Origin of the sequence: Nocardiopsis mangrovi, assembly GCF_042653925.1 — a bacterium.
GTDB lineage: Bacteria > Actinomycetota > Actinomycetes > Streptosporangiales > Streptosporangiaceae > Nocardiopsis_B > Nocardiopsis_B mangrovi.
Window position 1 is genome coordinate 248,876 of sequence record NZ_JBHSFQ010000004.1, and the last position, 23,708, is coordinate 272,583.

21 protein-coding genes and 1 pseudogene are annotated in these 23,708 nt (G+C 71.1%); 11 read left to right on the plus strand and 11 right to left on the minus strand.

Annotated features, from left to right (window positions below; genetic code table 11):
- The first annotated feature begins 232 nt into the window (after positions 1 to 232).
- Both glnA and aac(3) read left to right on the plus strand, forming a co-directional pair.
- Positions 233 to 1,657 carry a type I glutamate--ammonia ligase gene (gene glnA, locus ACFO4E_RS06885; RefSeq protein ID WP_378572185.1) on the plus strand — a complete coding sequence of 475 codons (1,425 nt, stop codon included), beginning with the start codon at positions 233 to 235 and terminating at the stop codon, positions 1,655 to 1,657.
- A 142-nt stretch (positions 1,658 to 1,799) separates the two neighbouring features.
- The gene (aac(3), locus tag ACFO4E_RS06890; RefSeq protein ID WP_378572187.1) at positions 1,800 to 2,648 is read left to right on the plus strand and encodes an aminoglycoside 3-N-acetyltransferase; all 849 of its coding nucleotides are present in this window, start codon (positions 1,800 to 1,802) and stop codon (positions 2,646 to 2,648) included.
- 12 nt (positions 2,649 to 2,660) lie between these two features.
- Here the strand turns inward: aac(3) and ACFO4E_RS06895 are convergent, their stop codons facing one another.
- Positions 2,661 to 2,984 (minus strand): DMT family transporter, encoded by a 324-nt coding sequence (locus ACFO4E_RS06895; RefSeq protein ID WP_378572188.1) that lies wholly within the window; start codon positions 2,982 to 2,984, stop codon positions 2,661 to 2,663.
- A 220-nt stretch (positions 2,985 to 3,204) separates the two neighbouring features.
- Here ACFO4E_RS06895 and ACFO4E_RS06900 point away from each other — a divergent pair, with 220 nt between their 5' ends.
- The gene (locus ACFO4E_RS06900; protein ID WP_378572272.1) at positions 3,205 to 6,216 is read left to right on the plus strand and encodes a bifunctional [glutamine synthetase] adenylyltransferase/[glutamine synthetase]-adenylyl-L-tyrosine phosphorylase; all 3,012 of its coding nucleotides are present in this window, start codon (positions 3,205 to 3,207) and stop codon (positions 6,214 to 6,216) included.
- A 33-nt stretch (positions 6,217 to 6,249) separates the two neighbouring features.
- On the opposite strand, the gene ACFO4E_RS06905 is transcribed toward ACFO4E_RS06900, so the two are convergent.
- Together ACFO4E_RS06905 and ACFO4E_RS06910 are read right to left on the minus strand one after the other, a co-directional pair.
- Positions 6,250 to 6,765: a hypothetical protein gene (locus tag ACFO4E_RS06905; RefSeq protein ID WP_378572189.1), complete on the minus strand. Its 516-nt coding sequence runs from the start codon at positions 6,763 to 6,765 to the stop codon at positions 6,250 to 6,252.
- Between the two features lie 145 nt (positions 6,766 to 6,910).
- Positions 6,911 to 8,806 carry a carbohydrate-binding module family 20 domain-containing protein gene (locus ACFO4E_RS06910; protein WP_378572190.1) on the minus strand — a complete coding sequence of 632 codons (1,896 nt, stop codon included), beginning with the start codon at positions 8,804 to 8,806 and terminating at the stop codon, positions 6,911 to 6,913.
- A 443-nt stretch (positions 8,807 to 9,249) separates the two neighbouring features.
- Between ACFO4E_RS06910 and ACFO4E_RS06915 the strand changes: the two genes are divergently transcribed.
- From ACFO4E_RS06915 to ACFO4E_RS06925, 3 genes are all read left to right on the plus strand, one after another.
- Positions 9,250 to 9,474, plus strand: a complete 225-nt coding sequence (locus tag ACFO4E_RS06915; RefSeq protein WP_378572191.1) for a helix-turn-helix domain-containing protein — start codon at positions 9,250 to 9,252, stop codon at positions 9,472 to 9,474.
- Positions 9,475 to 9,549: 75 nt separating this feature from the next.
- Complete coding sequence (locus ACFO4E_RS06920) at positions 9,550 to 10,017, plus strand: hypothetical protein (protein WP_378572192.1); 468 nt, start codon at positions 9,550 to 9,552, stop codon at positions 10,015 to 10,017.
- Positions 10,014 to 11,198 (plus strand): M20 family metallopeptidase, encoded by a 1,185-nt coding sequence (locus ACFO4E_RS06925; RefSeq protein WP_378572193.1) that lies wholly within the window; start codon positions 10,014 to 10,016, stop codon positions 11,196 to 11,198. Before ACFO4E_RS06920 ends, ACFO4E_RS06925 begins: the two co-directional genes overlap by 4 nt.
- Positions 11,199 to 11,219: 21 nt before the next feature.
- On the opposite strand, the gene ACFO4E_RS06930 is transcribed toward ACFO4E_RS06925, so the two are convergent.
- Positions 11,220 to 11,558 (minus strand): MazG nucleotide pyrophosphohydrolase domain-containing protein, encoded by a 339-nt coding sequence (locus ACFO4E_RS06930; protein WP_378572194.1) that lies wholly within the window; start codon positions 11,556 to 11,558, stop codon positions 11,220 to 11,222.
- Positions 11,559 to 11,623: 65 nt separating this feature from the next.
- A pseudogene (locus tag ACFO4E_RS06935) lies at positions 11,624 to 12,418 on the minus strand (DNA glycosylase AlkZ-like family protein); the annotation flags it as partial.
- An 827-nt stretch (positions 12,419 to 13,245) separates the two neighbouring features.
- Between ACFO4E_RS06935 and ACFO4E_RS06940 the strand changes: the two are divergent.
- Together ACFO4E_RS06940 and ACFO4E_RS06945 are read left to right on the plus strand one after the other, a co-directional pair.
- Positions 13,246 to 14,028 carry a GTP pyrophosphokinase gene (locus ACFO4E_RS06940; protein WP_378572195.1) on the plus strand — a complete coding sequence of 261 codons (783 nt, stop codon included), beginning with the start codon at positions 13,246 to 13,248 and terminating at the stop codon, positions 14,026 to 14,028.
- A gap of 199 nt (positions 14,029 to 14,227) precedes the next feature.
- A complete protein-coding gene (locus ACFO4E_RS06945; RefSeq protein WP_378572196.1) occupies positions 14,228 to 14,464 on the plus strand; it encodes a hypothetical protein in 237 nt (78 codons plus the stop codon).
- A 92-nt stretch (positions 14,465 to 14,556) separates the two neighbouring features.
- Here ACFO4E_RS06945 and ACFO4E_RS06950 read toward each other — a convergent pair whose 3' ends face one another.
- On the minus strand, positions 14,557 to 14,892 hold the full coding sequence (locus ACFO4E_RS06950; protein ID WP_378572197.1) for a hypothetical protein: 336 nt from the start codon (positions 14,890 to 14,892) through the stop codon (positions 14,557 to 14,559).
- A gap of 114 nt (positions 14,893 to 15,006) precedes the next feature.
- Positions 15,007 to 15,795 (minus strand): VOC family protein, encoded by a 789-nt coding sequence (locus ACFO4E_RS06955; RefSeq protein WP_378572198.1) that lies wholly within the window; start codon positions 15,793 to 15,795, stop codon positions 15,007 to 15,009.
- 330 nt (positions 15,796 to 16,125) lie between these two features.
- On the opposite strand from ACFO4E_RS06955, the gene ACFO4E_RS06960 reads away from it, so the two are divergent.
- Complete coding sequence (locus ACFO4E_RS06960) at positions 16,126 to 16,314, plus strand: hypothetical protein (RefSeq protein ID WP_378572199.1); 189 nt, start codon at positions 16,126 to 16,128, stop codon at positions 16,312 to 16,314.
- Here the strand turns inward: ACFO4E_RS06960 and ACFO4E_RS06965 are convergent.
- The gene (locus ACFO4E_RS06965) at positions 16,292 to 18,025 is read right to left on the minus strand and encodes an NAD+ synthase (RefSeq protein ID WP_378572273.1); all 1,734 of its coding nucleotides are present in this window, start codon (positions 18,023 to 18,025) and stop codon (positions 16,292 to 16,294) included. The genes ACFO4E_RS06960 and ACFO4E_RS06965 overlap by 23 nt on opposite strands.
- A 224-nt stretch (positions 18,026 to 18,249) precedes the next feature.
- Between ACFO4E_RS06965 and ACFO4E_RS06970 the strand changes: the two genes are divergently transcribed.
- Entirely contained in the window at positions 18,250 to 19,611 is a 1,362-nt protein-coding gene (locus ACFO4E_RS06970; protein ID WP_378572200.1) for a glutamine synthetase family protein, read from the plus strand.
- Between the two features lie 7 nt (positions 19,612 to 19,618).
- On the opposite strand, the gene ACFO4E_RS06975 is transcribed toward ACFO4E_RS06970, so the two are convergent.
- From ACFO4E_RS06975 to ACFO4E_RS06985, 3 genes are all read right to left on the minus strand, one after another.
- Complete coding sequence (locus ACFO4E_RS06975) at positions 19,619 to 20,347, minus strand: response regulator (RefSeq protein WP_378572201.1); 729 nt, start codon at positions 20,345 to 20,347, stop codon at positions 19,619 to 19,621.
- Positions 20,348 to 20,614: 267 nt separating this feature from the next.
- Positions 20,615 to 20,836 carry a LuxR C-terminal-related transcriptional regulator gene (locus tag ACFO4E_RS06980; protein WP_378572202.1) on the minus strand — a complete coding sequence of 74 codons (222 nt, stop codon included), beginning with the start codon at positions 20,834 to 20,836 and terminating at the stop codon, positions 20,615 to 20,617.
- Between the two features lie 43 nt (positions 20,837 to 20,879).
- Positions 20,880 to 22,445, minus strand: coding sequence for an MFS transporter (locus tag ACFO4E_RS06985; protein WP_378572203.1), 1,566 nt, complete (start codon positions 22,443 to 22,445; stop codon positions 20,880 to 20,882).
- A gap of 260 nt (positions 22,446 to 22,705) precedes the next feature.
- Between ACFO4E_RS06985 and panB the strand changes: the two genes are divergently transcribed.
- Entirely contained in the window at positions 22,706 to 23,545 is an 840-nt protein-coding gene (gene panB, locus ACFO4E_RS06990) for a 3-methyl-2-oxobutanoate hydroxymethyltransferase (protein ID WP_378572204.1), read from the plus strand.
- The last annotated feature ends 163 nt before the right edge of the window (positions 23,546 to 23,708 follow it).

Here is a 23,708-nt window from a genome sequence, read left to right on the forward strand (position 1 = left end):
TCGGCCCCCGCACGCCACCCCGATCCGGTCCCGCGCGACACGGGTTTCATCCCCCTCAGGCAGGGGAAACACGGTGCTCCGTAACCTGGAGGAAACATTGGAGACATGGGTCCGAAACCGCCCCCTCCTAGCGTCGAGGCGTAGCCGGGAGGCGGCGGGGTATCCGAGCGACATCAGCGACGATGTGGAGACCGGGCCACGTGGTCTCCGTCACCTGCACGGAGGTTGAGTCTTGTTCAGCAGCGCCGAAGAGCTATTGGCCTTCACCCGCAACGAGGACGTGAAGTTCCTCGATGTCCGCTTCACGGACCTTTTCGGAGCGACGCACCACTTCACGCTCCCCATCGAGCACGTCGACGCGGGGACCTTCGATGACGGCCTGATGTTCGACGGCTCGTCCATCCGCGGCTTCCAGGCCATCCACGAGTCCGACATGCTGCTGCTGCCGGACGTCTCCTCGGCCGTGCTGGACCGCTTCCGCGAGCACAAGACGCTGAACGTGACGTTCTTCGTCCACGACCCGTTCACCCGCGAGTCCTACAGCCGCGACCCCCGCAACATCGCGCGCAAGGCCGAGGCGTTCCTCAAGAGCACCGGCATCGCCGACACCGCGTTCTTCGGTCCCGAGGCCGAGTTCTACATCTTCGACGACGTCCGGTTCCAGACGCAGGAGAACGCGAGCTTCTACTACATCGACTCCGTCGAGGGCGCCTGGAACACGGGCACCGAGAAGGACGGCCGCAACCTCGGCTACCGCCCGCGCTACAAGGGCGGCTACTTCCCGGTCGAGCCGGTCGACCACTACAGCGACCTGCGCTCGACCATGGTGCGCAACCTCATCGAGTCCGGCATCGACGTCGAGATCCAGCACCACGAGGTCGGCACGGCCGGCCAGGCGGAGATCGACTTCAAGTTCGGCACGCTGCTGAAGACCGCCGACAACGTCCAGCTCTACAAGTACATCGTGAAGAACACGGCGTACGCGGCCGGCAAGTCGGTCACCTTCATGCCCAAGCCGGTCTTCGGTGACAACGGCTCCGGCATGCACGTCCACCAGAGCCTCTGGAAGGACGGCGCGCCGCTGTTCTTCGACGAGTCCGGCTACGCCCAGCTCTCGGACCTCGCCCGGTACTACATCGGCGGCCTTCTCAAGCACGCCCCGGCGCTGCTCGCCCTGACCAACCCGACGGTGAACTCCTACCACCGCCTGGTCCCCGGCTACGAGGCCCCGATCAACCTCGTGTACTCGCAGCGCAACCGCTCCGCGTGCATCCGCATCCCGCTGACCGGCTCCAACCCCAAGGCCAAGCGCCTGGAGTTCCGGGTGCCCGACCCGTCGGCCAACCCGTACCTGGCCTTCTCCGCGCTGCTGCTCGCCGGCATCGACGGCATCAAGAACAAGATCGAGCCGCCGGAGCCGGTCGACAAGGACCTCTACGAGCTCCCGCCGGCCGAGGCCGACGCCATCCAGAAGGTCCCGGCCTCGCTCGACGCGTCGCTGGAGGCCCTGGAGGCCGACCACGAGTTCCTCCTCGAGGGCGGCGTGTTCACGCCCGACCTCATCGAGACCTACGTGGACTACAAGCGCACGGAGGAGATCGACTCCGTCCGCCTGCGCCCCCACCCGCGCGAGTTCGAGCTCTACTACGACGTCTAAGACGCGTAGCGATCCAGCGCGGGCCCGCCCCGCTGGACCATCCGAGGGCCGTCGGCCGCGCCTCCCCGCAGGAGCGCGGCGGACGGCCCTCGGCCGTTGCCCGGATGTCCGGCGGATCGCGATTCGGCGCTAGGTTCGCGGTATGGATGAAAAGGACCTGCTCGACCGGTCCGGTGGTCCCGTGTCCCGGAGCCGGATCAGCCGCGACCTCGCCGGACTCGGCCTCGGCGCGGGCGATGTGGTGATGTTCCATACCCGCATGTCCGCCATCGGCTATGTCCCCGGCGGATCCCAGACCGTCATCGACGCGCTGCTCGACGTCGTCGGACCTGCGGGGACACTCATGGTGACCTGCGGCTGGAACGACGCGCCGCCCTACGACTTCACCGGCTGGCCGCCCTCCTGGCAGGCCGCTCTGCGGGCGGAACACCCCGCCTACGATCCCGACCTCAGCGAGGCCGACCACGCGAACGGCCGCCTGCCCGAAGCGCTGCGCCGCCGGGCCGGGGCCGTCCGCAGCCGGCACCCCGACGTCAGCTTCGCCGCCCTGGGGCCGGCTGCGCCGGCGCTGATGGACGACCATCCCTGGGACGATCCACACGGCCCCGGCAGCCCCCTGGCCCGCCTGGTCTCCCACGGCGGCAGGGTCCTCCTGCTGGGTGCCCCCTTGGACACCCTCACCCTGCTGCACCACGCCGAGGTCCTTGCCGAGGCACCGGGCAAGCGGTTCGTCGCCTACGAACAGCCCGTGATCGTGGACGGCAGGCGGGTCTGGCGCCGCTTCCACGACATCGACTCCGAGAACGGGGCCTTCGACTACTCCGCCGCGGTTCCCGCGGGCCAGGATCCGTTCGACGCCATCGCCCGGGACATGATCGCGGCCGGAATCGGCCGCACGGGCTGTGTCGGCGCCGCCGAGAGCCACGTGTTCGACGCCGCGGAGGTCATCGGCTTCGCCACCGCCTGGATGGAGGACAGACTCGGCGGCTAGCACAGGGCCGCGTCAGTGGGCCGCGCCGAGTTCGAGAGCCATCACGCCCGCGATGACGAGGCCGATCCCGCCGATCTGGATCCAGGTGAGGCCGTCGCCGAGGAAGAGCGCGCCGATGAGCGCCACCAGGCTCACGCCCACCGCGGCCCACACGCCGTAGGCGACACCGATGTTCATGCCGCTCTTGAGGACCTGGGCGAGGAGCCAGAACGCGGCCCCGTAGCCGATGACGGTGATGGCGGAGGGGACGAGCCGGGTGAAGCCCTCCGAGTAGCGGAGCGAGATCGTACCCGTGACCTCCGCGACGATCGCTCCGACGAGCAGCAGCCATGGCATGGCGGACACACCTCCGGGACGTGGGGATACGCCGCCGGACCGGTGCGGCGGCACCCCCGCAACCTACCGACACGCCGCTCCGCTCCCCCACGCGCCCCACCGGCACGCGGGCGCGCCGCGCCCGCGGCGGGCGGCGGATCCCCGTGCCGCGGATCCGGGCTCCCCGAGCGGGGCCGGACGGGCTACGGTGATCTGCGTGGGGACTCAGGACGGATTCACGGTGACGCCCGGCGCGCTCGCGCGGCGCGGGTTCGGCGACGGCGCGCGGGCGGTGCGGCTGGTGGAGGACGCGGGCCTGGACCCGCACGCGCACGGCGCCGTCGTCCGCGACCTCAGCGGGGCGGCCGATCCCGACCAGGCGCTCTTGGGCCTGGTCCGGCTCCTGGAGTGCAGCGGCGACCCCAAGGAGCTGCTCGACGCCCTGTGCGACGACCCCGACCTGCGCGTCCGGCTCACCCGGGTCCTCGGGGCCAGCGCCGCCCTCACCGACCACCTGGTGCGCCACCCCGGCGACTGGCGCGAGCTGCGCGGGGCCGACGCCGCCCGCGTCCCCGGCCGCGACGAGGTGCGCGCCGGCCTGCTGTACACCGTCGGCGCCGACCCCAATGCCGACGCCCCCGTCGCCGATGCCGACGGCGACGACCCCGAGGGCCCGGCCCACGCGCTCCGGGTCGCCTACCACCGCCGTGTGCTGCGGCTGGCCGGGCGCGACCTCACGGGCGCCTCGGACCTGGAGACCACGTCCGCCGAACTCGCCGACCTGGCCGCGGCGACGCTCGACGCCGCCCTGGCCATCGCCCGCGCCGAGTCCCCCGACGAGGCCGCCCTGTGCCGGCTCGCGGTGATCGGCATGGGCAAGTGCGGCGGCCGGGAGCTGAACTACGTCAGCGACGTCGACGTCGTGTTCGTCGCCGAACCCGCCGAGGGGGTCGAGGACGAGCAGGCGGCGATGCGCGCCGCCACCCGCGTGGCCGCGGCGATGATGCGCATTCCGAGCGAGACCGACCGCGAGGGAACCCTGTGGCAGGTCGACGCCGCGCTGCGCCCCGAGGGCAAGAACGGCCCGCTGGTGCGCAACCTCGCCGGGCACATCGCCTACTACCGGCGGTGGGCCAAGACGTGGGAGTTCCAGGCGCTGCTGAAGGCCCGGCCGATCGCGGGCGACGCCGCCCTGGGCGCGGCCTACATCGAGTCGATCACCCCGCTGGTGTGGGAGGCGGCCGGCCGGCAGAACTTCGTGGACGATGTGCAGGCCATGCGCCGCCGCGTCATCGCCCACATCCCGCCCGCGGAGAAGGAGCGGGAGATCAAGCTCGGCCGCGGCGGGCTGCGCGACATCGAGTTCTCGGTGCAGCTCCTCCAGCTGGTCCACGGGCGCAGTGACCCGGCTCTGCGGTCGGGCAACACGCTCATCGCCCTCGACGCCCTGTCCAAGGGCGGGTACGTGGGCCGTGAGGACGCGTCGGGGCTGGCCGACGCCTACCGGTTCCTGCGGCGGGTGGAGCACCTGCTCCAGCTGCACCGGCTGCGCCGGACCCACCTGCTGCCCGACCCCGCATCGCCCGACGGCCCCGACCAGCTGCGCCGGCTGGGCCGGGCGCTCGGCTACGCCGCCAACCCCGTCACCGAGCTGATGTCGTCGTGGAAGCAGGTCGCCGGCGAGGTGCGGCGGCTGCACGAGAAGCTGTTCTACCGCCCGCTGCTGCACGCGGTCGCGCGGCTGCCCGGAGCCGAGGCCCGCCTCACCCTGGAGCAGGCCCGCGACCGCTTGGAGGCCCTGGGGTTCGTCGACCCCGCGGGGGCGCTGCGCCACCTGGAGGCGCTGACAGCGGGGGTCAGCCGCCGCGCCGCCATCCAGCGCACGCTGCTGCCGGTCATGCTGGAGTGGTTCTCCGACGCCCCCGATCCCGACGCCGGGCTGCTGGGCTTCCGCAAGGTCAGCGACCAGCTGGGCGCCACCCCCTGGTACCTGCGGCTGCTGCGCGACGACGTCCGGGTGGCCGAGCGCATGGCGTGGCTGCTGGGCACCAGCCGCTATGTCACCGAGCTGCTGCTGCGCGCCCCCGAGGCGGTGGCGATCCTCGCCGACGACGCCGATCTGGCGCGCCGGCCCGCCCCGACCCTGACGGCCGAGGCGGCCTCCGCGCTGCGGCGCCACGACACCGCCGAGAACGGGGTGGCGGCGGTGCGGGCGCTGCGCCGGCGCGAACTGCTGCGCACGGCAGCGGCCGACCTGCTGGAGGTCGCGGGCATCGACGAGGTCGGCGGCGCGCTCACCACGGTCTCGGCCGTGACCATCGAGGCGGCGCTCCAGGCCGCGCGCGCCAATCTGGCCCGGCAGGGCGGGGAGCAGCGGACCCGGCTGGCGGTCATCGCCATGGGCCGCTTCGGCGGCGGCGAGCTGTCCTACGCCAGCGACGCCGACGTGATGTTCGTACACGACCCGCTCCCCGGCGCCGATGTCGAGGAGGCGACGCGCGAGGCCGACGCGCTGGTGCGCGAGCTGCGGAGGCTGCTGGAGATCCCCGCGGCCGAACCGCCGCTGCACGTGGACGCCGACCTGCGCCCCGAGGGCAAGAGCGGCCCCATGGTGCGCACCCTGGACTCCTACGCGGCCTACTACCGGCGCTGGTCCTCGACCTGGGAGAGCCAGGCCCTCCTGCGCGCCGAGCCGATCGCGGGCGACCGGGAGCTGGGCGAGCGCTTCGTCCGGCTCATCGACCCGCTGCGCTACCCGGCGGGCGGGGTGAGCGACGACGCCGTACGCGAGATCCGCCGGCTGAAGGCGCGGATGGAGGCCGAGCGCCTGCCGCGCGGCGCCGACCCCACGCTGCACACCAAGCTGGGGCGCGGCGGCCTGTCCGACGTGGAATGGGTCGCCCAGCTCCTCCAGTTGCGCCACGCGCACCGGATCGAGGACCTGCGCACGCGCAGCACCCTGCGGGCCCTGGACGTCGCCGTGGCCCACGGCCTGCTCGACAGCGAGGACGGCGGCACGCTGGAGGTGGCGTGGCGCCTGGCGGCCCGGGTCCGGGGGGCGGTCATGCTCGTCCGCGGCCGGGCGGGCGACTCCATCCCCACGGGCCTGCGCGACCTGTCGGCCATCGCCGGGGCGCTCGGCTACCGCAGCGAGGACGACGGAGAGGGCGCCTCGGGCCAGCTCCTCCAGGACTACCGCCAAGCCACCCGCCGCGCCCGCACGGTGATGGAACGCGTGTTCTACGACGACTGACCAGGGCGGGGCGGCGGCCGGGGCCCTCGGTGGTCAGATCTCGTTCACCCAGTAGCGGACGCCTTCGCTGACGACGCGGAGGGTCTGCGGCGGGGCGGGCGGGGCCGGCCAGATCTGGAGGAGGTAGGAGTCGGGCGGGCCGCCGTCGCAGTGGTCGTCGTCGCGCCCGGCGTCGAAGCCGCGGGCGTGGTAGCGGAGGCGGTACCAGCCCGGCCCGTCCGTGAGCGGCGGCAGTTCGTGGACGTCGCCGCCCCATTCCTCGATGACGGGGGTGCCCTCGGGCATGTGCACGCTGATCTCGACCGCGTCCTCATAGCCGTCGAGGTCCGGGCCGGGGTCCTCGGCGCCCACCGCCACGGTGAATCCGACCTCGCCGGTGCGGGTGCCGGTGACGAGGAAGGCATAGCCCGGGTCGGGCGGTGTCCGGATGATCCCCGCTGAGTGATCGGGGTCGTCGGGCCAGGTCTCCGCTCCGGCGTGGCCGTCGTGGAGATACGCCTGGGCGTAGTCGACGTCGAGGGGGAGGCTCCGGGTCAAGGGGTCGCTCATGGCCGTAGACGCTAGGGCCCGCCTGTGACATCGGCACGTGCGGCGCGTGCCCGGGCGCTTCGACTCCTCAGCCGCCGCGGCGCGGGGACGGCGGGTGCCCGGGGAGGGGGCACCCGCCGTCGGGGACGCGGTCCAGGCGCCGGGGTCAGCGCCAGCGGTCGGTGAAGACCTGCGTGCAGTCGTCCGAGCCGGCCTCGGCGACGGCGGCCCGGTTGGCGCCGGGCTCCCATTCGACGCCGCCGTCCGGGGCGACCTTGGCGTACTTGTACTCGAACTCCGTGCCCTCGGGGTAGCTCAGCCCGCCGCTCCACAGCGGGTACCGGGATTCGTCGGTGCCGAGCTTGAGGCCCCGGGCCGGCTCCCAGGAGCCCAGCTGCGGGATGGAGCCGACCACGTACACCTCCTGGCCGTACCAGGTCGTGGCCTCGGTGGTGAACGAGGCGTCGATGGTGTCGCACTCGCCCGTGCCGGGGCCGCCGGGCCCGCAGCCGGCGGGGTCGTCGCAGGAGCCGGGGGCGTCCACGTGGAGGGCGACCGCTCCCTCGGCCGGGACCCGCACGGTGACCGATCCGCCCGACACCGTGTAGCCGTCGGAATCGCAGGTGCCGCCGGTGAAGGTGCCGTTGGCGACGTCGCAGTACTCGCCGTCGGGGAGGGCGGTGTCGACGGTGGCGGTCCACGCGCCGCCGGTGGCGTTGAAGGCCGCGAACCCGGCCCCGCCGCGGTCGAAGGCGATGCGGGCGTTGCCGTCGCCGTCCTTCCAGTCGACGCCGGTCCCGTCGGCGGCGTTGGCGAAGGTCGCCATGCCGTTGAGGGCGCGGTGCTCGCAGACCCAGCCGTCCTGGCCGCACGCCGTGGCCCGGGTGGTGCCGTCGGACTCGCTGGGCGGCCCGGTGTCGTTGCTCCCCGTCCAGTCGTAGCTGGACATGACCTGGGCGGTGCCGTAGTCGTAGGCCAGCAGGAACGCCTGGGCGAGGTCGTAGCGGTCGCGGTCGGTGCGGTGGGTCAGGGTCGGATGGCTGCGCTGGGTGTCGTGGTTGACGACGAACGCGATGGCGTCGTCGCCGGGGATCAGCCCGTCGCCGATGGTGCGCAGCCCCTGGAGGTTCGCCTCGGCGAACCGGGAGCTCACCCTGCGGTGGTATTCGAACTCGGTGACGTCGCCGGCGCCGGTGTACTCGCCCGCGCCGATCGTGCCGTCGCCGATGACCTCCTGGAAGATGTAGGGCGGCTCGTCCCAGCCGGGCACGGTGGTGCGCAGCCGGGAGTTGACCGCCTCGATGTCGGCGAGCGGCATGTGCTTGGCGGCGTCGTAGCGGAACCCGGCGACGCCCATGTCGATGAGCCCGTTGAGGTACTGGGCGAGGCGGTCCCTGACGTAGTCGTTGCCGGTCGCGAGGTCGGACAGGCCGACCAGCTCGCAGTTCTGCACCTCCCAGCGGTCGTTCCAGTTGGAGATGTCGCGGCCGCAGCCGTTGAAGTCCTGCCTGCTGTAGCCGTGGGCGCCGTCGCCGAAGAGGTCGGGGTAGTCGTACTTGCCGTACTCGGTGCCGTCGCTGCCGGGGCCGGAGCCGACGGATCCCGTTCCGGACATGTGGTTGAGGATGGCGTCGACGTAGATCTTGACGCCGGAGCCGCGGCAGCGGTCGACCATGTCCTGGAAGTCGGCCGCGGTGCCGCGGCGGGTGGTGTCGATCGTGTAGGAGACCGGCTGGTAGTCCTGCCACCAGGGGAACCCCTGCCCGGACAGGACGACGTGCTCCTGGGGCGGGGAGACCTGGACGGCGCCGAACCCGTTGGGGCCGAGGACGTCCTCGCACTCCTGGGCGACCGATTCCCATCGCCATTGGAACAGGTGGACGATCGCGTCGCCGTTTCCCTCGGCGGCGGCGGGGGCGTTCTCGCCGGGCGCGGTCGCGGGGGCGGATGCGGGGGCGGATGCGGGGGCGCTCTGCGCCTGTGCGGGGGGTGTGAGGGCGAACAGGGCACCGGCGGCGAGGGCGAGTGACGCGGCGGCCGGGCCGAGCCTTCGTATCTTCATCACGCCTCCTGGGCGGATGTGTCCGACGGGGGTGGGCGTCGGGGACCGAGGGGATGTGTCGTGCTTTCAGATCCTGCAAAAAATTTCGCGCCGTGACGAAGATAACAAGCGAGCGGCCACTTGTGAATACGCGGTTTCCGGGAAGCGACGATGCGGTGACACGCAGCCCGACCACCCTTCAACCTGGCGATACACACAAACGACCACTTTTAGACACTTTTTATGCACCATGAGTAATCATCACCCGCACACACGACCAGCAACGACCGACCCCCGCCCGCCATCGGACAACGGAAGGGCCCCGCAAATTACCGCAAGTACTTGCGAGCCAGGTGTGCCCAGCGGACACGCCGCCGCGGCGACCGCTGGCGGCACTGCGTGCGAGCCTTGGTATGTGCGTGCAGCCGTAGGATCGATTCCTGCTCAACACGTGAGGAGCGGTCATGGCCGGACCTTCACCGTTGCGGCGGGCGCGTTTACGGCGCTCCTCGACGTTGGACCGTGTGGTCGAGGAGCTGATCGCCCACGCACCTCCCGGTACCGACCTCGGGGTCACCCCGTCCATGGTCAGCGCGTGGGAACGCGGCACCACCCGCACGAGTCCCGCCTACCGGCGGTTGCTCGCCCGCCTCTACCGCGCCGATGCCGGCGACCTGTTCGCCTACTAGGACGCTCCGGGACGACTGGCACACCCGCGCCTGCTGAAGACTCACGACGAGCTCTCGGAAGCGATGCTCCGGGTCGTGCGGGACGCCCGCCGCCTGCTGGTGGTGACCGGATCACGCTCGCGGGACGGCGCCTACCTCGCGGCTATCGAGAAGGCCGTAGAGGCCGACCCGCGGCTGGTGCACTACCGGGTGCTCTTCGGGCCGCCGCACCGGGATGTGCTCCACCGGCACCTGCTCGCCCTGCTCGAGGTGCGGGACCCGGCCGACCGCTCGGCCGGGGTGCAGACGCTCCATATCGGCGTGGTAGAGGATTCCCTGCTGTACCCGGAGCGGCATTTCGTGGCCAGCGAGCAGCAGGCGGTCGTCAGCGTTCCTTCGCTGAGCAATGCGCGCGCCTTCGACTCCGGTGTCGTGGTCGGGCAGGATGAGGCTCCACGGTTGGTCGAACACGCCGTACAGCTCTACGCGGCGTCGCGGCCGGTAGAGACCCGGGCGGCGGTGGAGGAACTGGGCGTGCTCCGGGAAAGTGGGGGGTATCGGTGATCGAGGAGGCCATGGCGCAGGCACGCACCGATCACGCTTCCGTGGTCGCACTGACCCGGGAGCTGGTGCGGATTCCTTCGCGCGGCGGTATCGACGACTACGGTCCGGTGCTGGAGGCGATGGCCACCTGGCTGAAAGAGACCGGGTTGGAGCCTGGAGTTCTCGACGATGGCGCCGGTGCGCCCGTCGCGCTGGTGTGCGAAATCCACGGCCACCGCCCCGGAAAGCGCGTCGTGCTGGATGCCTGTCTGGACACCGCCGGCTTCGGCGACGTGGAGGCGTGGATCCGACCTCCCTTGTCCGGCGAGATCGGCGGCGGGTGGCTGCACGGGCGCGGTGCGGCGGACTCCAAGTCCGGGGCGGCGGTGTTCGCGCACATCGCCGCCACACTGAACCGCACCCGGGACTTCGCGGGCCGCCTGGTCCTGCTGTTCGACGTGGACGAGCACACGGGGGGCTTCGGCGGGGCGCGGGCCTACTTCGGGCGCACCGACAACGCCGATGTGGCCGGGGTGATGATCGGTTACCCGGGCATTGATCATCTCGTGGTGGGTGGGCGCGGGGTGTGGCGGGCTCGGGTGCGGGTGCGCGCGATGGCGGCCCATTCGGGTGGGTCGGCGGTGGCGCCGAGCGCGATCGTCAAAGCCGCGCAACTGGTGGAAGGGCTGCACGCCATCGATATCGACGCGCCCCCTGCTGACGGCTTCCCCAAGCCGCCCCGGATCACGGTGACCGGTATCGAGGGCGGGGACAGTTGGTCCGTCGTGCCCGATGTGTGCACGGTGAACGTGGACGTACGCACCACTCCGTCGGCGGACGCGGCGTGGGCGGAGAAGACGGTGGCCGCCGCTGTGGCCGATGTGGACCGGGCCTGGCCGACGACACCGCCTTCGTCGATGGAGCCGGTGCTGTCCTGGCCGGCCTTCGCGCTGGAACCCACGCACCCGCTGGCCGGTGCGCTATTGGGTGGGGCGGCGGGCGCGGGCCTGCGGGTCGAGCCGAAGGTCGCCGGCCCCTCCAACATCGGCAACTACCTCGCCGGGCTCGGCATAGCGGCGACCGCCGGGTTCGGGGCCGACTACGTGGGGCTGCACGGGGTGGACGAAAGGGTGCGCGTGGAGTCGCTGGTACCGGTGCAAGCCGCCTACCATGCGGCGGTGCTGGACCTGCTCACCGGATGAACGCCTACGGCCCGGTGGCGGCTACGACCAGGTGCGGGTCTCGTTGATGCGTTCCTTGTCCCGCAAGGCCTGGGACAGTTCGATGCCCGTCCGGTTGGCGATCGCGGCGAGGTAGATGAGGACATCGGCGAGTTCGGCCCCGAGATCGCCGGTCGTGCTGGCCGGGTCGATGCCCAGCGCTTGGCGCTTGCGCACGGCCTTGGCGACCTCGCCGGTCTCCTCTGCGAGTTTGAGGGTCTGCTCGACGATGCTGCTACCGGAGAAGCCCCGCTCGGCCTCCATCTTCTGCACGTAGTCCTGGATCTCGGCAAGGGTGAGCGGGTGCTCGGGAAGCGGCTGCATCGCATCTCCGCGGGTCATCTGGTGCACGGGATGCGCGACACGCTAGCAGGGACGGCTGTGGCACGTGGGACGAAGAGGCACCTTCAGCCGCGGAGGGCGGCGTTGAGCAGGCTCGTCAGGCGGGCGGCTTCCCGGCGCACCTCGGCGTGGCGGCCGCGAGGGAGCAGGCCGGGCAGAAGGCGGTGGCGCACGCGCCGGTCGGCGGGGTCCCAGGCCCAGGTGCCCACGACCCGACCGTCGGCGCAGACGGTGGGCAGCGCCTCGCCGATCCGGTTGAAGGCCTTGGCTTGCGGCAGGCCGGCCAGGTATCGCTGCCGGGTCTGGAAGTAGGCATTGAGGGCGACGTCTTCGTGGGCCAGCAGGGTGATGCCGGTCGGTTCGTCCGGAGAGGTGATGGCGTGGTGGAAGCGGTCGGTACTCATGTAGAGGGGGTCGCCGGACCAGGGGGTGTCCAGTTCGGCGAGTTCGGTGCCTTCTTCGTCCAATGCCTGGACAATGGCGGCGGCCGACAGGCCCGACCACCAGACGGCATCCTTGACGGTGGCCGGACCGTAGCGGTCGAAGTAGGCGTTGACCAGCCTGCGCGTGGCCGCGCCACGGTCAAGGCCGGTGTCCAGGCGGGGGTAGGCGCGGTCGGTGAGGGCGAATGTGCGGTGTTCGCGGTCCCAGCGGGGGCTGGTGTTGACGTAGGCGAGGTGTCCTTGTTCCCAGGCGAGTTTGAGCGCCAAGCGGACGTCGGCCGCGGTAAAGGTGACCAGGCGGGCTTCGATGGCGCGGTGGTGCAGGGGGCCGTGTTCACCGAGCAGTTCCCGCAGCGCGCGAGCGGTCGGGGCGAGAGTGGTTCTGGTGTGGCCACGTGACCGGGCCAGGCACGTTCGATGGCCACCTCGTGGCCGGCCTCTTCGAGCACAGCGGCCAGGTAGAGAACGCCGAAGGGCGGGAACTCCTTGCGGTGTTCCTTGTAGCGCGCCATGTCGTAGACCTCGGGATAGATCAGGGCGACCTTCACGATGCCACCTCTTCGGTGCACAGGGAGGTCAGGAGCCGGGCCGTCGTGGTCGTGCCCGAACCACTCGACCCTTCAAGTGCGACCGACAACGGTCGGGAAGGCGGAAGGGGTCCAGAACGCATCGGCTCCTCCATCGGGCCGGGAGTACGGTCTATCCCGACCCTGCGCCGGATCGCGCAGAGCGACCAGTGAGAGATACCGAGCCACTGTCATCGTCTTGCCGCTCTTCTGCCGCCACCGCCGATAGAGCCGCCGCCATGCACGAGCACTTGGCATCGGCCCCGGACCTCGGCCTTCCCCGGTGCCGGTCGGCATGACGAGCGGCACCGTGCTCGTCGGCGCCGGCCTTTTCGGCGTCCGGAGCATCGACGCGTATTCAGACGCCGCACCAGGCAGCCCGGGACCGCGGGCCCATGCAGTGGTGGGTCGGTGCCGGTGAGATCATCGCGTTGTGCGTCGGTGCCGTCCGTCCTCTTCCGCAGCCGTCCGTAGCGCGCGACCGTGGACCGGGCGGCCGGATGATCGTCGCCGGGGCGCGTCCCGGCGAGGGGAGCGGGCTCCCCGGGCGGCCCTTCCGTTGTGGCACCGCCCGCACCTCATGACCGCCCGCGCGGCGACGCGCGTCACCGGCCCCCTGCGCCGAGGGGCATCGACAATGAGCCCGACCACCTTCGGGACGACCCACCGGGAGACAACGTGACCAATGACGCCGCCTCGGCCGATCCGCACCGCGCCGGCGGCCCGTTGGCCGACCTCGACCCCGCTCTCCTGGGCGACCTGACGCAGCTTCGCACGGAATTCACGCGCTTCATGCTGCAGTACCGGTTCGGTGTCGACGAGGTGATCACCAAGATCGGGATCCTGCGTGAGGAGTTCCGGCTGCTGCACGACTACAACCCGATCGAGCACGTCGGCTCCCGGCTGAAGTCCCCCGAGTCGATCATCGCGAAGGTCGCCCGCAAAGGCTCCGATCCGTCCTTCGAGGCGATCCGGGAGTCCATCACGGACATCGCCGGTGTCCGCTTGACGTGCAGCTTCACTTCGGACGTGTATCGGCTGTTCGACATGCTCACCAGCCAGTCCGACCTGACGGTCATCGAGGTCAAGGACTACATCGCGCATCCGAAGCCGAACGGCTACCGCAGCCTGCACGCCTTGGTGAAAGTCCCGGTCTTCCTCTCCGACGGGGCGGTACAGGTCACCGTCGAGCTGCAGTTCCGCACCATCGCCATGGACTTCTGGGCCAGCCTCGAGCACAAGATCTTCTATAAGTACCGGCGCGAGGTGCCGCGTGAGGTGGTCGACCACCTCACGGAGGCCGCCGAGACCGCCAACCGGCTGGATTCCCTCATGGAGGACCTGCACCAGCGCGTCCACGCCGGGGGCATCGGCGTCCCCGGTCCCGACGACCACCTGGTGCCCACGGACGCCGTCCTGGAGCGGTTCCACGCGATCCGCGCCCACCGTGAACACGGCTGATCCGACAGGTGTGATCCCCGGTAGGTGACGCGACGCGACCATCGTCCGGGGGGCACGCTCAGGTCGCGGCCGGTGCGTCTCCGGGGCCGTCCAGAGTCCGGTGATCGCGTCGATGATGCTGGTGGCAAGGTCTTCCCAGCTCGATCGGAGGGTGGTGCCGCCCTCGGCCAGGGCGCGCTCCCTCTCTACGGACATCTGCGTGATCAGGTGGCGCGCCATCGGCATCTCCATCGCCGGAGCCGTCGCGGGCGTCCTCGTGGCACAGATGACCACCCCCTTCGCCGACACGGACGTCCCGTCGCAGGCGGGCTTCCGGGTCGTGACGGCCATCGGCGCCGCCGCCCCCTCGCCCTGGCCATCGCGGCGTTCCCGCCCCGCCGGCGCCCGCAGCCCCACGGGTGACCGCGGCGCCCTGCCCACCGCGTGCGCCGGCTGAAGCGACCAGAGGGTGTCCGCCCCCGCGAACGCCGAGTGCCGGTCCACCTGACGGGTGGACCGGCACTCGGCGGCACGGATGGTGGGTTGCGGCTACCAGAAGACGGCGACGGCGACGTTGAGGATGGTGAGCACACCGGCGGCGACCGCGAGGCGGGTCGCGGGACGGCGCAGGTTCAGGAAGGCGAGCACGCTGACGGCCAGGGCGATGACGAGCTTGACGCCGACCTTGATGTGGTCGACGGCGCCGTCCCCCATCTCGGCCACACCGACCAGCAGGAGGCCGGTGACCAGCTGCAGCAGCGAGCTGTGCAGCAGCACCTTGGGCGCCTTGGCGTTGCCGGTCATGACCTGGATCAGGAACCCGCTCAGGATTCCGGCCATCCCCAGGAGGTGCAGGAAGACGAGGGCCGAGTTGAGGATCTCCATGGCCCAAATCTACTACGCCGTGTAGTTTGTGCGCGCCGCCCCCGCACGACCGGAGCTGTAACGATTCGGCCGCCGGTGCCCCGGGGCCCGGCTGACGCGGGCCCCGGGCCCGCGTCAGCCGGCGCTGGGCGTGAGCACCACGAACTCGGCGCCGGCGGGGTCGGTGCCGACCGCCAGCCGGCCCACGCCCTCGACGTCGTCCGGGCCCATCTGCACGTTGCCGCCCGCCGATGTCAGCCGGGCGACCGCCGCGTCGCAGTCGGCGACCTCGAACACCGGGTGCCAGTAGGGCCCCTCGGGCAGGTACTCCACTGGCAGCTGGACGAACCCGCCCTGCATGAGGTCCTCTCCCTGGCCGGAGGGCGTGATGAGCGTGTAGGTCCCCTCGTTGCCGCCGGGCATGGGGACGTCGCTGGTCTGCCAGCCGAAGAGCGCCCCGTAGAAGGCCTTGGCCCCGGCGACGTCGCTGGTGCACAGCTCGGTCCAGCTCAGGGCCCCCGGCCGCGACACCTCGTCCAGCCCGCGGATCCGGCCCGGCTGCCAGATGGCGAAGTCGGCCCCCTGGGGGTCGCTGAGCTGGGCGAGCCGCCCCTCCTCACCGACCTCCATCGGCCCGACGCGCACCGTCCCGCCCGACCGCTCCGCGGACCGGACCGTGGAGTCGGCGTCGGACGTGCTGAAGTAGAGCGTCCACGCCGACCGGGCCCCCTCCTCGGTGAGAGGTCCGACCGCCGCCACGGTCCGCCCGCCCACTTGGAAGAAGCCGTACCCGCCCATGTCGGGCCCGGCGGATCTGTGCTCCCAGTCGAAGACCGCCCCGTAGAAGGCCACGGCGGCGTCGATATCGGGCGCGCCGAGGTCGAGCCAGCAGGGGGAGCCGAAGACGAAGTCGGTCGTGAGCATACGGATTCCTCCCTTGGCCGTCCCACACACCCTCTGACCAGCATCCGATAGACGCCCGGAGCGCGCGACAGATGGCCGCCCACGTGCGCCTCAAATCTCCGCCAAGGGCTGCGGGGCGGGCCGGCCCGGTGCCGGCCGCGCCAGGGCGCCGCGGCAGCGGCGTCCGCGCCGCGCGGCACCGGGCCCCGGCCGCCTTAGCCCTGTTCCCGCCCGCCCCGCCGGCCCCGGGCGGGGCTAAGGAATTCGCCCGATGTGCGGGAGGGGGTCTTAGGCGGAATCTCGGACCATCGGCCGGGACGCCCGGCGGCGGATACACGGGAGGACGACGTGATGCACCCCGACATTCTGAGCGCGGTGGCGCGCGACCGGATCGCCGAGCGCGAGCGGCGGGCGCTCGGCCGGGCGGCACCGGCCCAGCGGCGGTCGGAACCGGCGCCGGAACCGCCGGCCGCCGGCGGTACGCCCGCCCGGCGCGGCGCCCTGGCCAGGCTCGGGCTCAGGGGGTCCAGCGGTTGGTGATCGGCAGCCGGCGGTCGCGGCTGAGGTTGCGCGAGGAGATCTTGGGCCCCGGCGGGTACTGCCGGCGCTTGTACTCGGCGCGGTCGACCAGCCCGATCACCCGCACCACCAGCTCGGGGTCGTAGCCGGCGCTGGTCAGCTCCGCCAGGCCCTTGTCGGTGCCGATGTAGGCGCTCAGCAGCGAGTCGAGCACGGCGTAGTCGGGCAGGGAGTCGGTGTCGAGCTGCCCGGGGCGCAGCTCGGCGCTGGGCGGCTTGCTGATGGAGTTCTCCGGGATCGGCGGGGTCTCGCCCGCGCGCTCGGCCTGGGCGTTGCGCCACCGCGCGAGCTCCCACACCACCGTCTTCCAGCAGTCCTTGATGGGCGCGTAGGCGCCCACGGCGTCGCCGTAGAGGGTGGAGTAGCCCGTGGCCAGCTCGCTCTTGTTGCCGGTGGCCAGAACGAGGTGGCCCTCCTGGTTGGACAGCGCCATGACCGTCGTCCCCCGCACGCGGGCCTGGAGGTTCTCGGCGGCGACCCCCTCGACGGGGTTGGCGGCCTGGAACGCGTCGACGACCGAGCCGATGGGGATGGTGCGCCCGGAGATCCCCTGGCGCTTGACCAGCTCCTCGGCGTCGGCGATGGAGTGCTCGCTGGAGTAGGCGCTGGGCATCAGGACGCCGTACACGTTGTCGGCGCCGATGGCGTCGACCGCGATGGCGGCGGTGAGCGCGGAGTCGATGCCGCCGGACAGCGCCACCAGCACCGACCCGAACCTGTTCTTGAGGACGTAGTCGCGCAGCCCGACGACGAGCGCGCGGTACACCTCGCCGATGTCGGAGACGGGGTCGGGGCGCGGGGTGACCTCGTGCGCGCGGGGCTCGTAGCGGTCGACCGGCTCGGTGGAGACCGTGTAGCGGACGACGCGGATGCCGTCGACGGGGCCGTCGGGCGGGTCGCCGGGGTCGGCGCGGGGCAGGTCGAGGTCGGTGATCAGCAGGTGGTCCTCGAACTGCGGGGCGCGGGAGACCAGCTCGCCGTCGGCGTCGACGATCAGCGAGTCGCCCTCGAAGATCAGTTCGTCCTGGGCCCCGCTCATGTTGACGTAGCCCACCGCGGCGTTGATCTCGCGGGCGCGGCGCTGGCAGAGCTCCAGGCGGACGTTGTCCTTGTCGCGCTCGTAGGGCGAGCCGTTGAGGGTGATGAGCAGGCCGGCGCGGGCCGCGCGCACGGCGGTGACGGGGCCGCCCTCCTGCCACAGGTCCTCGCAGACGGCGAAGGCGATGTCGGCTCCGTGCAGCCGGACCACGGCGAGGGAGTCGCCGGGCACGAAGTTGCGGAACTCGTCGAACACGCCGTAGTTGGGCAGGTGGTGCTTCGCGGAGGTCAGCCGGATGCGGCCGCGGTGCAGGAGCGCGGTGGAGTTCTGCGGCGCCCCCGCGGGCTGGCCGAACCGGGGGCCGACGCCGTCGCGGCGGTCGAGGAAGCCCACGACGACGGGCAGCCCGCCCAGCCCCGCGGCGTCGAGGCTTTCGGCGAGGGCGTGAGTGGCCTTGACCGACGCGGAGACGAAGGAGTTGCGCATGGCGAGGTCTTCGACGGGATAGCCGGTGACCACCATTTCGGGGAATACCACGAGATGAGCGCCCTGGCCGGCGGCGCGGCGGGCGTAGTCGACGACGATCCGCGAGTTGCCCTCGAGGTCGCCGACGGTCGGGTTCACCTGTGCCATCGCGATTCTGATCTGCACCACGCCCCCGAGATTAGGGCCTCGGCGGGCGGGGGCGGCCGTCCGGGTCCCGGTGTTGTGTTGTGATAATGCGTACACCCGATTCACCATTGTGGCCTCAAGCTGCGTTAATGCATCGGAAACCTCAACAGGGCACACTGTGGGGTAGGGCTCCGTACGACACGATGGAAGCGCCGCGCGTGACCATGACGAGGAAGGTGAACCCGTTGAATCGACAGCAGGAATTCGTGCTCCGCACGCTGGAGGAGCGCGATATCCGGTTCGTCCGGCTGTGGTTCACCGACGTGCTCGGTTACCTCAAGTCGGTGGCGGTGGCGCCCGCCGAGCTGGAGGCCGCGTTCTCCGAGGGCATCGGGTTCGACGGCTCGGCGATCGAGGGGTTCGCCCGGGTGCACGAGGCCGACATGCTGGCCCAGCCCGATCCGTCGACCTTCCAGGTGCTGCCGTGGCGCAACGAGCCGCACGGCACCGCGCGCATGTACTGCGACATCCTGCTGCCCGACGGCTCACCGAGCTACGCGGACCCCCGCCACGTGCTCAAGCGCCAGCTCAGCAAGGCATCGGACCTGGGGTTCACGTTCTACACCCACCCCGAGATCGAGTTCTACCTGCTGAAGAAGATGCCGGGCTACGGCGAGTTCCCCGAGCCCAACGACTCCGGCGGCTACTTCGACCACACCCCGCACAACAGCGCCCACGACTTCCGGCGCAACGCGATCAACATGCTGGAGGCCATGGGCATCTCGGTGGAGTTCAGCCACCACGAGGGCGGCCCGGGCCAGCAGGAGATCGACCTCCGCTACGCCGACGCGCTCACCACGGCCGACAACATCATGACGTTCCGCCTGGTGATGAAGGAGGTGGCGATGGAGCAGGACGTCTACGCCACCTTCATGCCCAAGCCGTTCACGGAGTACCCGGGTTCGGGCATGCACACGCACATGTCGCTGTTCGAGGGCGACCGCAACGCGTTCCACGAGCCGGGCGCGGACTTCCAGCTGTCGAAGGTGGGCCGCGGCTTCATCGCCGGCCTGCTGCGCCACGCCGGCGAGATCACGGCGGTCTGCAACCAGTACGTGAACTCCTACAAGCGGCTGTGGGACAACGCGTCGGCGGCGGCGGGCATGGGCGGCGAGGCGCCGGCGTATGTGTGCTGGGGCCACAACAACCGCTCGGCGCTGGTGCGGGTGCCCATGTACAAGCCCACCAAGAGCAACTCCAGCCGGATCGAGTTCCGCTCGCTGGACGCCGCCTGCAACCCGTACCTGGCCTACGCCGTGATCCTGGCGGCGGGCCTCAAGGGGATCGAGGAGGGCTACGACCTCCCGCCGGGCGCCGATGACGACGTGTGGCAGCTGACCGACGCCGAGCGCCGCGCGCTGGGGATCTCGCCGCTGCCGCAGAGCCTCGACGAGGCGATCCGGGTGATGGAGGCCAGCGAGCTGGTGGCCGAGACCCTGGGTGAGCACGTGTTCGACTACTTCCTGCGCAACAAGAAGGCGGAGTGGGAGTCCTACCGCCGCCAGGTGACGCCCTACGAGCTCCAGCGGTACCTGCCGACCCTCTGACCGCCGTTCAGCCGTCGACCAGTTTCTCCCGGACCGCGAACACCGCCGCCTCGGTCCGGGAGTGCAGCTGGAGCTTCTCCAGGATGTTGCGCACGTGGTTCTTCACGGTGTGCTCGGAGATGAACAGCTCGTCGGCGATCTCCTTGTTGTTCAGGCAGCGGGCGACCAGCCGCAGCACCTCGGTCTCGCGCTCGGTGAGGCTGGGCACGGGGGCCTTGCGGGCGGAGGTCCCGCCGCCGCGCCGGGCCAGCCCGGTGAACTCGCCGATGAGCTTGTTGGCCATGGACGGGTTGATGAAGGACTGGCCCTCGGCGATCGCGCGGACGGCGTCGGGGAGCTCGTCGACGGCGATCTCTTTCAGCAGGTAGCCGGTCGCCCCGGCTTTCAGCGCCTCGAAGAGGTCGTCCTCTTCGTCGCTCATGGTGAGCATGACGATCTTGGTCTCGGGGACGGTGTTCTTGATCCCCGCGCAGGCGTCGATGCCGGTGATGCGGGGCATCCACACGTCCATCAGGACGACATCGGGGCGCAGGCGGGTGGCTTGGTTCAGGGCGTCCTCGCCGTCGCCGCATTCGCCGACGACGTCGATATCGGCCTCCTCGGCGAGGAAGGAGACCAGCCCGCGGCGGAAGAACGCGTGGTCGTCGACCGCGAGGACCGTGATGGGGCGGGCGGAGACCGCGGTGGGGGCGGGGGCGGTCGGGGTGGTGACGGGGGCGGGGGCATGCCCACTCACAACGGAATTCCTTCCTGGCGCGAGGCGGCCGGATATCGAGTTATTCGGGTGCGGGTCCGGCGAATCCCCGGGGGTGGACCGTCGGATACGGAATGACCTGCTGCGATGCGCATCGGGAGGCCGTTGTTCGGCACAGTTTATGCCATTGATCCGGCCATGGACAGCCGCGGATCGCCCGCCTGTGCACGAGATTCCCGGGCCGCGCGCCCCCTATCGGGGCCATCCGCACGGACAAAAACATACGGTTTCAAACGGCCGATCCGAACATTACCCCCAATTCACCATGTTTTCGGCGCCTTCCCGCAAATTCATTCGAGACCTTCGTCCCGTGCCTTGGCAGCGGCGGCATTGCGATTCGCCACACTGTGCTTGGCTGCTCGGCTGCTCGGCCGGCACGTTCGAGACGTGCACGCTGACCGTCTTCACCGAGATCACCAGCTCAGCGGCGATCTCCCGATCGCCGCACCCGCGCGTGACCGGCTCCAGCACCTCGCGCTCGCGCCGGGTGAGCGACCCGAACGGCCTGGAACCCTCAGCCCTCCGAGTGGCCCTCGCGCTTCCTGCGCCGCCGGCGGTCTTGGCGTTCGACGCGTCCGGAACTGGGCATCCACACGAGCACGATGACGAGGCTCAGCAGGCCGATCCCCGTGGAGCACAGCGACGCCAGGTGCATCCCGTGCAGGAACGCCTCCTTGGCCGGGGCGATGAGCCCGGCACCCTCAGGGCCCAGGCTCCGGGCGAAGACGAGCGTCGCCTCGATGGAGGCCGTGGCGCTGCCGGGCGCCTTCTCCGGCAGCCGGGCCAGGTGGGGGGCCATGTCGCCGCGGTAGACGGTCGACACGACGGCGCCGAGCACCGCGACGCCCATCGCGACGCCGAACTGGCGCGCGGTGTTCTGCACCGCCGACGCCGAACCGGCCTTGGCGGGCGACACGGACGCCATGATCGCCCCCGTCGAGGGGGTCATCACCATGGCCATGCCGGCCCCCTGGACGAAGAACGCCACCGCGATGAGCCACACGGGCGTGTGCTCGCTCAGCGTCGAGTAGAAGCCCAGGGCGAGGGAGGTCAGCAGAACGCCGGAGGCGCAGACGAGCTTGCGGCCGAAGCGCTCCACCAGCAGGGGGCTGAGGGGGGAGACCATGATCTGGGCCGCGGCGATCGGCAGCACGAGGAGGCCCGCGTGCAGCGGCGAGAAGCCGCGCACGCTCTGCCAGTAGAAGGTGATGAAGAAGAGCACGCCCGCCATGGCGAAGAACATCAGCACGATCGCCACGACGGCGACGGACATGCGGGGGTCGCGGAACAGCCGTACGTCGAGGGCCGGGTGGTCGGACCGCGCCTCGTGGCGGACGAAGAGCGCGATGACCACGAGCCCGGCGATGAGGGCGATGAAGACGTCGGGGTCGGCCAGCGAGCTGCGCTCGCCCGCGCTGATGATGCCGTAGACGATCAGGACCAGCCCGACGATGGAGAGCCCGACCCCCATCGGGTCGATCTTCCCGGGACGCTCGTTGCGCGATTCGGGGACCAGGAACAGCATCAGCGCGATGCCGATGATCACCACCGGCACGTTGACCAGGAACACCGACCCCCACCAGAAGTGCTCCAGCAGCAGGCCGCCCAGCGGCGGGCCGATGCCCATGGCCAGGCCGACCGCTCCGGCCCAGATCCCGATGGCCCGGCTGCGCTCCTCGGAGGGGAACACGTTGCTGATGATCGAGAGGGTCTGGGGCATGACGGCGGCGCCGCCGACGCCCATGACCGCCCGGGCCGCGATGAGCTGCTCGGGGGCCTGGGAGTAGGCCGACAGCAGCGAGCCGAAGCCGAACAGGGCCAGGCCGATGAGCAGGATCCGCTTGCGGCCCACCCGGTCGCCGATCACACCCCAGGTGAACAGCAGCCCCGCGAACACCAGCGTGTAGGAGTTGATCGCCCAGGCCAGTTCCGCCTGGCTGGCGCCGATACCGCGATCGGGGTCGGAGATGACGCGCAGGGCGACGTTGAGGATCGTGTTGTCGAGGACCACCACGAGCAGGCTGATGACCAGCACGCTGAGGATGGCCCACCTGCGCCGGTAGGTCGAAGTCGGGTCCACTCCTGCTCCTTGTGTCGCGACGTGGGGTTCCTGCCCGCCGACCGGACCCACTACCCCCTGAACAGCGGAACTTCACGGGCGCGATCGACCCCCGACCAGGGATGATCCGGCGCCTCCAGGGAGTTGAAACCTCAGAGGGATCAGCGATTCCGGGTCATGCGATGATGACGTGACCGGTGACGGCCCCACCGTCGCCACAACCGTTACCTACACCGTCCGGGGACGCCACGAAGGTGCTTCGAGACATCGGAGGAACGCACATGAGCTCCACCACCCAGCCCCCCGCCCTCTACGGGGGGACCGCGAACCGGCGGGTCAGCGTCCGCGACATCGCCTCGGCCAAGGAGCGCGGTGAGCGCTGGCCCATGCTCACCGCCTACGACGCCCTCACGGCGCGGGTCTTCGACGAGGCGGGCATCCCCGTCCTGCTCGTCGGCGACTCCGCGGCGATGGTCGTCTACGGCTACGACTCCACCCTCCCCGTCACCATCGACGACCTGCTGCCCCTGACCGCCGCCGTCGCGCGCGCAACTCGCCGCGCGATGGTGGTCGCCGACCTGCCCTTCGGCTCCTACCAGGGCTCCCCTGAACAGGCGCTGGCCGCCGCGGCGCGGTTCATGAAGGAGGGCAACGCCCAGGCGGTGAAGCTGGAGGGCGGCCACCGGGTCGCCCACCAGGTCGAAGCGCTCGTGGCGGCCGGCGTCCCGGTCATGGGCCACCTCGGGCTGACCCCGCAGTCGGTCAACACCCTGGGCGGCTACCGGGTCCAGGGGCGGGGGGAGGCCGGCGCCGCACTGCTGGCCGACGCCAAGGAGCTGGAACGCGCCGGGGCCTTCTCCGTGGTCCTGGAGTGCGTGCCGGCCGAGCTGGCGGCCGACATCACCGCGCAGCTGACCATCCCCACCATCGGGATCGGCGCAGGGGCGGGCACCGACGCCCAGGTGCTGGTCTGGCAGGACATGGCGGGGCTGAGCCCGCGCGTCGCGAAGTTCGTCAAGACCTACACCAACCTCACGGAGTCGCTGTCGGAGGCGGCCAAGAGCTACGCCGAGGACGTGATCGGGGGCCGGTTCCCCGACAAGGAGCACTCCTACTCCTGAGCCTCCGGGCTCCGGCCCGGCCGGTTCGGGCCGGAGCTCTCCGCGGTACCGCGTCCGCGGTGCCGACCGCCTCGGAACACCCGCACGGGTCGGTCCCGGGGGTCGGTGGCGAGGGCCTGCGGCGTGTTCCCTCCGGGGACTCGAAACCGAACGCTACTCGGCG

Coding starts and splice junctions, on each gene's coding strand:
- ACFO4E_RS06895 (WP_378572188.1), bottom strand. CDS start 2,984: ATGCCATGGCTGCTGCTCGTCGGAGCGATCGTCGCGGAGGTCACGGGT.
- ACFO4E_RS06905 (WP_378572189.1), bottom strand. CDS start 6,765: ATGAGCGACCCCTTGACCCGGAGCCTCCCCCTCGACGTCGACTACGCC.
- ACFO4E_RS06910 (WP_378572190.1), bottom strand. CDS start 8,806: ATGAAGATACGAAGGCTCGGCCCGGCCGCCGCGTCACTCGCCCTCGCC.
- ACFO4E_RS06915 (WP_378572191.1), top strand. CDS start 9,250: ATGGCCGGACCTTCACCGTTGCGGCGGGCGCGTTTACGGCGCTCCTCG.
- ACFO4E_RS06930 (WP_378572194.1), bottom strand. CDS start 11,558: ATGACCCGCGGAGATGCGATGCAGCCGCTTCCCGAGCACCCGCTCACC.
- ACFO4E_RS06950 (WP_378572197.1), bottom strand. CDS start 14,892: ATGGAGATCCTCAACTCGGCCCTCGTCTTCCTGCACCTCCTGGGGATG.
- ACFO4E_RS06955 (WP_378572198.1), bottom strand. CDS start 15,795: ATGCTCACGACCGACTTCGTCTTCGGCTCCCCCTGCTGGCTCGACCTC.
- ACFO4E_RS06960 (WP_378572199.1), top strand. CDS start 16,126: ATGCACCCCGACATTCTGAGCGCGGTGGCGCGCGACCGGATCGCCGAG.
- ACFO4E_RS06965 (WP_378572273.1), bottom strand. CDS start 18,025: ATGGCACAGGTGAACCCGACCGTCGGCGACCTCGAGGGCAACTCGCGG.
- panB (WP_378572204.1), top strand. CDS start 22,706: ATGAGCTCCACCACCCAGCCCCCCGCCCTCTACGGGGGGACCGCGAAC.